General features: G+C 46.2%; 9 protein-coding genes. All 9 read right to left on the bottom strand.

Features of this window, described 5'->3' with window-relative positions:
• Positions 1 to 50 precede the first annotated feature (50 nt).
• The 9 genes from RMO84_RS00395 to RMO84_RS00355 all read right to left on the bottom strand — a co-directional run bounded on the left by RMO84_RS00395 (position 51) and on the right by RMO84_RS00355 (position 6,201).
• Positions 51 to 449 (bottom strand): nuclear transport factor 2 family protein, encoded by a 399-nt coding sequence (locus tag RMO84_RS00395; RefSeq protein WP_310486429.1) that lies wholly within the window; start codon positions 447 to 449, stop codon positions 51 to 53.
• Positions 442 to 1,020, bottom strand: coding sequence for an NADPH-dependent FMN reductase (locus RMO84_RS00390; RefSeq protein WP_396135728.1), 579 nt, complete (start codon positions 1,018 to 1,020; stop codon positions 442 to 444). Before RMO84_RS00390 ends, RMO84_RS00395 begins: the two co-directional genes overlap by 8 nt.
• A 468-nt stretch (positions 1,021 to 1,488) precedes the next feature.
• Positions 1,489 to 1,851, bottom strand: coding sequence for a hypothetical protein (locus RMO84_RS00385; protein ID WP_310486427.1), 363 nt, complete (start codon positions 1,849 to 1,851; stop codon positions 1,489 to 1,491).
• A 359-nt stretch (positions 1,852 to 2,210) separates the two neighbouring features.
• Positions 2,211 to 2,861 carry a stage II sporulation protein M gene (locus RMO84_RS00380; protein WP_310486426.1) on the bottom strand — a complete coding sequence of 217 codons (651 nt, stop codon included), beginning with the start codon at positions 2,859 to 2,861 and terminating at the stop codon, positions 2,211 to 2,213.
• 86 nt (positions 2,862 to 2,947) lie between these two features.
• Positions 2,948 to 3,235 (bottom strand): hypothetical protein, encoded by a 288-nt coding sequence (locus RMO84_RS00375; protein ID WP_310486424.1) that lies wholly within the window; start codon positions 3,233 to 3,235, stop codon positions 2,948 to 2,950.
• Positions 3,236 to 3,292: 57 nt separating this feature from the next.
• On the bottom strand, positions 3,293 to 4,024 hold the full coding sequence (locus RMO84_RS00370; protein ID WP_310486423.1) for a type II CAAX endopeptidase family protein: 732 nt from the start codon (positions 4,022 to 4,024) through the stop codon (positions 3,293 to 3,295).
• 305 nt (positions 4,025 to 4,329) lie between these two features.
• Positions 4,330 to 4,881 (bottom strand): VOC family protein, encoded by a 552-nt coding sequence (locus tag RMO84_RS00365; protein ID WP_310486421.1) that lies wholly within the window; start codon positions 4,879 to 4,881, stop codon positions 4,330 to 4,332.
• Between the two features lie 227 nt (positions 4,882 to 5,108).
• Positions 5,109 to 5,456, bottom strand: coding sequence for a nuclear transport factor 2 family protein (locus RMO84_RS00360; protein ID WP_310486420.1), 348 nt, complete (start codon positions 5,454 to 5,456; stop codon positions 5,109 to 5,111).
• Positions 5,457 to 5,493: 37 nt separating this feature from the next.
• Positions 5,494 to 6,201, bottom strand: a complete 708-nt coding sequence (locus RMO84_RS00355) for a hypothetical protein (RefSeq protein WP_310486419.1) — start codon at positions 6,199 to 6,201, stop codon at positions 5,494 to 5,496.
• Between the last annotated feature and the right edge of the window lie 116 nt (positions 6,202 to 6,317).

The raw sequence follows: 6,317 nt of genomic DNA, 5'->3' as shown, positions 1-6,317 counted from the left end.
CGATTTCGATCGGTTTTCTGCCGATCTACTTTCACCTAGCCAGTTGACGACTAGTTATGAATTGGCTCCATGTATATCCTTGCCCAAGCCATGATGCCGTTCCGCAAGCCAGCAACGGAAACACCACGTAGATTCAGTGCCGCTCCGGACGTGCGCGTACCTTGCCAGTGCCATTCAGCCCAAGCGAAGTCATCGTGGATCGTGGCAGCGACCAAAGTTGCCCGTAAATCTGGAACCTGGACAAACAAGCCAGTCCAGTTTTCTCGGACTTGGGCTAGTCCGATGACGGCAATCTCAGGATGCAGCGGTTGTTCGCCTTTGTAGTCATTGGTGAAGCAGTTGGCGATCGCGTCAACGTCGTGTGCGTTGATGGCATCAGACATTCGTTGCAGCACAGTTGACATCTCATCTTGGGCTGGTGCGATCGTATTTTCTGTTGTGTTAGGCATTATTTTTGATTTTAGTCTCCCGCAAATTTTTCAACGCGCCGCTCCAAGCGATCGTTTGGTCGAGCATCTTGTTAACCGACTTCACTTGATGAGCAGCAGGTTTGAATACGCTAAAATCCTCGAAGTCGGTTTTGAGCGAAAGCGCAACCTGAGAGCGAACATGGGCGATTTCCAACTCACTCACGATTGCTCTCAGGTTCTCGACCGCTCGTGTTCCGCCTAATCCGCCATAGCCGACGAAACCAGCGACTTTGTTATTCCATTCGCGGTAAAGAAAATCGATCGCGTTTTTGAGTGCGCCGGATGTCGCGTGATTGTATTCTGGCGTGACAAAGACATAGCCGTCGAAGGAATCAATCTTTGCCGACCAAATCTTAGTGTGCGGTTTTGAATACTGTTCCATTGAGGCAGGCAAAGGTTCGTCTAGCAAAGGTAAATTGAAATCTTGAATATCTACCAGTTCAAACTCTGCATCTTTGCGCTCCTGCGCGACTTGCAAAACCCAGCGACTGACGGATTCGCCAACCCGTCCCGGTCGTGTGCTGCCGATAATAATGCCGATCTTAATCATGATTTGTTCTCCGCTCATTTTCTGTACCAGACACGCACACATTGAAAGCAATGGATCGTCATACCTTTACTAATCAGCACTGGGTAGACACCATTACGGACAGGCACCCCGCAGACACCATCACTTGTGCTTTCTGAACTATTTGGTAAAACAAAGGTTTCAATATTCATTACCTGGATCGTGCTGTTTTCGATCCACTGATTTACAGCACTAACGACCTCAGAAAAGGATTCATATTTGGCAGGTCTACCGAAGGGGCCTCGTTTAGTAATCCGAGGCGCAAAATATTGGCATTTAATCATTTTATTTACCACCTTAAAATTGTAGAGTTGACGATCGATTCGCCTACATCACATCCAACCCCGTCCAATAAGCGGCAAAAGCCCACATATCCGCTGTTCCCTACAGGAGAAGCTCCGCCAGCAATTGGGGAGATCGCTGGCGGAGCTTTTCCTGTGGAAAACGGCTCTATCCTAAAACTAGGGTTCGATAACCACGCCGCTCCAGTCGGTTGGCAGCACGTCGGGCATCGCGAAGACTGTAGTGGACACTATCAAAAATCCACCGCTTATCGTCACTGCTGCGGTAAGAAACACTAAACGCACGATTTCGGTAGCGACTATCTTGGCTGTCGCGATCTCGGTTGTCGCGATCTCGGTTGTCACGATTTTGGTTGTCACGATTTTGGTCGCGATCGTATTGAGCCAGCAACATACTTGGCTCCAGATCGAGGTTCGGGCTGATTTTTTTTGAATTTAGTGCTTGTGCTGTAAAGGGCGTAGTTACTACGAATCCCGTACATACCAGTGCCAGCAAAATTAGCTTTTTCATAGGATTAATTCCAAAATATAAAGTTTGGGTAGATCGATTAAATTTAGAGCTTAATTAATCGTTGGCGTAGCCTACCGGAGGTAATCGATACTTTCAAGTTAACCACCTAAATATATAAAGCACTCTCTCTAAAGACATAGGTAAAAATATCTTAATAATATAAAAATACCATGCTAATTTTTACATTGTTTCGTATATAAATTACACCAAAAATAATCCACCTGAAGACGCATGAATATCTCCCGAAAAGGCTTTGAGACATTATCTGTCTTAAATAAAATAAAAATAGATTGCGAATAACTCACAACCTCCTCACATTTAAAAGGTATGACTAATGTAAGAAAACTATGTGGAAGACGCTACAACAACCATTGGATCAGCGGAGGAAGCAGGTAGCCGAGCGATAACGCTTCCCAGATCGCGCCGATGATGAACAGTGGGAGCGTGGACAAACTCAGCCAACCGAGCTGTTGCAGCCCACGGACGTAACCCTGACGATGGTTCCGAGCACCGATCGTGGCGGGGCGAATCCAAGACCGACCGAGGATGTATGAGCCAAACATCAGGAGGGCGTAAGCTTGGAATTCGATGAGTATCGTCAGCGAGTGCGGGATTAGTCCCACCGCAATAATCGAGGTAGTCGGGGCTAGGAGCAAACCTAAAGTGAACGCCCGATACGCAAATATAGGGATGCCAGCAAAGGGAACGATTAGCGAAGGGATCACGATTAACAGCGCACCGCTCATGACGTTGACTCCCAGGATGGTCAGCGAGAACAGCCAAGAGTTATTGATTAGCGATCGGACAAGATCCGTCATTCCGCTGTTTTCCTGGGTAGCCACCTGATTTGTGCCGAGGTTGGGGAAGACAATCGCCGCTACCATCCCAGTGATGACTAAGCCATACACAATGGCGTTGATGATGAGATAGGCGCGAAAATTGTCGCGAACGATCTGGAAGGGTTTGCGAAGAAATCGCATATGTTGTGCTGATTTTACATTTTGGGTCATGTCACTTACCTGTGTATGCTTTGTTGACCTATGTTTTGATAACGAAAGCCCTTAATCCGATAGCCTCCGCTTTGCGGAATCGAAGCTCATTCTCTGTACCAGACACGTACACATTGAAAGCAATTAATTGTCAGACCCTGACTAACCATCACTGGGTAGAAACCATTACCGATCGCCACTCCGTAGACACCATCACTTGTGCTTTCTAAACTATCTGGTAAAACAATGGTTTCAACATTCATTACCTGGATCGTGCTATTTTCGATCCACTGATTTGCAACACTCACAACATCAGAAAAGGATTCATACTTGGCAGGGCCGAGGAAGGTTCCCCCTTTAGTAATCCGAGGAGCAAAATCTTGGTACTTAATCATTTTATTCACCACCTAAAAACTGTAGAGTTGACCATCATTTCAAGAGTTGATGCTAGTTCATCTGGCAAGCACTAGCATCAAGACTGTGGGCAGGTTGAAAACGACGTGGACGATGACACCGGGCCAGATCGATCCACTGCGGCGGAAGATCTCGGCACCGATAAGACCCATCAACACCGCCACAGGCAAGACAATGTTGATACCGTGAGCGAGGGCGAAAATCAGGGTGCTGCCCACAACGCCAACGAACGGGCCATAGCGCAGCAGCGCGTTAGTAACAACACCTCGGAAAAACAGTTCCTCACTAAGGGGTACGAGAAGACCGATAAACACCGTGGCTAGAATGAGGGAGAGCACGCCACCACTACCACCGTCGGCGTACATGGTCTGAGGGGTGGAGTTGTTCCCAGTGACGGCGGTGAAGGCTATGACCATCAGACCCTTGACCGCGAAGCCGACCACCCCTGCCCCGACCCCGATGAGCAGCCAACGCCAGGAGACGCGCCGCACGCCGAAAGCACTCAGGGAGCGAATCCGCAGCAGCACGGCTGCTGCAAACGCGGCGAGGGGGGCGACGACAGCCAGTGCGGCGAGGCCCAGCCCGAAGACGACGGGACTTAGACGGAGCTGTGTGAGCAGCACACCCCCTGCTATTGCGACAACCGCTAAGGTGACGAGACCGACGATGATTTCTGGCCAGTCTGGACGTGAGACTTTGTTGAGCCGAGCCGAGGACGCGGCGGGGGGCTGCCCTGACTTCTGCGGGTGCTTAGAAAAAACTTGAGGCATGGCGATAAACTCCTTCGATCTAGTTGTTGATTTACAGCGATTTGCGATCTAATCCACCACATCAAAAATTTAGGATGGTGCGTTACGCTGTCTTGTCTCGACGAACGCGAGCCGCTACGCGATAGCGACGCACACAACCTACGTGTGGTTTATTCGATCGGAATTTGCTATATCTCATATCTGTACTTTCTGCACTCTGAATATGGCAAGAGTTTTAGCACTAAAAACTAGTCTCAAACCAAGAACATTAAGCGAAAGCATTACACAGTGCAGAAAGCAGAAATTAGTGTCCCTGAATTCACTAATTAACTTCCACCTTTGGTTTTAAAAAAGTTATTTTGACTTTTCAAGGCTTCATCTAACGATTCTTGAATATACCTTACTCCTTTCAATGCTTCCGAAGTAGACGCTCTTTGTTCAACTTCTTCGGGTTTAGTAAAGTCTACTTCTTCAATCCGCTGGTTTATCCACCAAAGATTTCCGAAAGGATCCAGAATTCGACAAACCTTCTCTCCAAACCAAAGAGTGGTGATATCAGTTACTGACGTGGCTCCAAGTTGGATAGATTTTTGGTATGCCTTTTCAATGTCTTCTACATACAAATTCAAAAAGCTTGGAGTGGGTTCCCAACCGTCTCTTGAATCAAAAAGCATTACCATAGCATTTCCAATTCTTACCACAACATGGATTATTATCCCGTCTTCATTTTTTATTCTGCTGTTTGGAATTTCATCTGCATCAAATGCATTCTTCAAAAATTCGATTAGATCTGCCGACGACTGAGATATTATCCATGGCGTTACCGATGTATATTTATCGGGTACAGTTTTGATTTTTTGACCCTTATTGTTTTGCATAATTTGACTATGACACCGTAAATTCTATTGTGTAACCCTTTCATATATGTTTCACAGCTAAACAAGTTCTTGACCAAAATGATAGGGTTACTCCGTCTCGGATACATCAGCCGCAAGCGACGACCTAACTATTATTGGGCGGAAACTTTCCGCCTATTCGCCCATTTTCTTCTTTGCCATTTAATTCTCCATTCAACCTACTCATTGAAACAGATAAATTTGTCGATCTAGGTTTTGATAACGAAAGCCCTTAATTCGATGATTTGACCGCCGCGAAAACGCCAGACATCGCAGTACGAATAATCAACCGCCTTCCCGTCTTCGTCTTTCAATGTGATGTCGCCGAGTGCCGTGACAAAATCACCTTCAGAAATTAAGTTAGTGACCGTAAACTTTGGCGGCTCGATGTATGTCGCTGCCATATATTGGCGAACGGCTTCTTTTCCTTTCAGGGTCTTGTCGCCGACAAATATCCATTCCGTGTTGTCGGAACAGCTTGACAAGAGTCCTTCGTTGTTGCCTTCAGCGATAGCTGCGTTGCCCCGTTCTAAGATTGCTTTATTTTTATCGGACATCTGAATCTCTCCTTATATTACTTATAGTGTGCAGATTTTAAATGTTGTAGCCGTAACTTTGAAACATTACTACCAATTCTCTTTTTGATTCTTTGATATTGTCGATCGTCAAGTTCCCAGACACGGATTCAATCGAGTTTAAACCTTTTGCCAATCTAAGCGTGTAGAAAATATGAAATTCATCAACGAATTCTTTCAGTAATTCTTCAGTCAGACCGCCCATTCCTGCAATCTCTTTTTGCATGATGAAGAGGACACTATAAATCGTATCGGCAACGTTTTCATTGTTGGCGTAAGCGCAAAGTGCAGGCGTTGCCAACGCGTAGCGTTCGCCTTGCGAAATCGCCTCTGAGCTAGATCGATCGAGCAATTCGACAAACTTTTCAAAGGCTTGCATTCCGTGATATGTTTTACGCTCGTCCCCAGGGTTCTCTAGTATTAAATCTGATATTTCGGACTTCAAGATGTTAAGTGTGGAACGAATATTGTTCCGCTTTGATTCTTGTTTAAGTGCTTCTATTTGAATTTTGTTCGCTCGGATCTGCTGTTGGAACGATAGGTAGACCAAAATTGCCGAAACTAAACCAATAAATGGTGAAGCTACTCCACCAAGGAAATCGCCAGTTAAACCTCTGGTTGAGGCATTCTGGCTAGCACCAATTACGATCCACAGGACAACAACCACCAATGAGCTAATGGTGATGTAGGTTCTGGCAGTCATGGCCATTTTTTCTTGGTTTTTCATGTTGAACCTTTACTCCGTCTGATAGAATCCAGATTCGATAACAGTTACAGAGGCATCAGCTTCTCCTGGTTAGCCCTTAACGACTGGCTGGTAATCTAATGTGGCACGATCCCAAT

The organism is Chamaesiphon sp. VAR_69_metabat_338, from assembly GCF_031423935.1.
GTDB lineage: Bacteria > Cyanobacteriota > Cyanobacteriia > Cyanobacteriales > Chamaesiphonaceae > Chamaesiphon.
The sequence above is the reverse complement of the archived record's forward strand: the minus strand, read 5'-3'. Positions and strand labels throughout refer to the sequence as shown.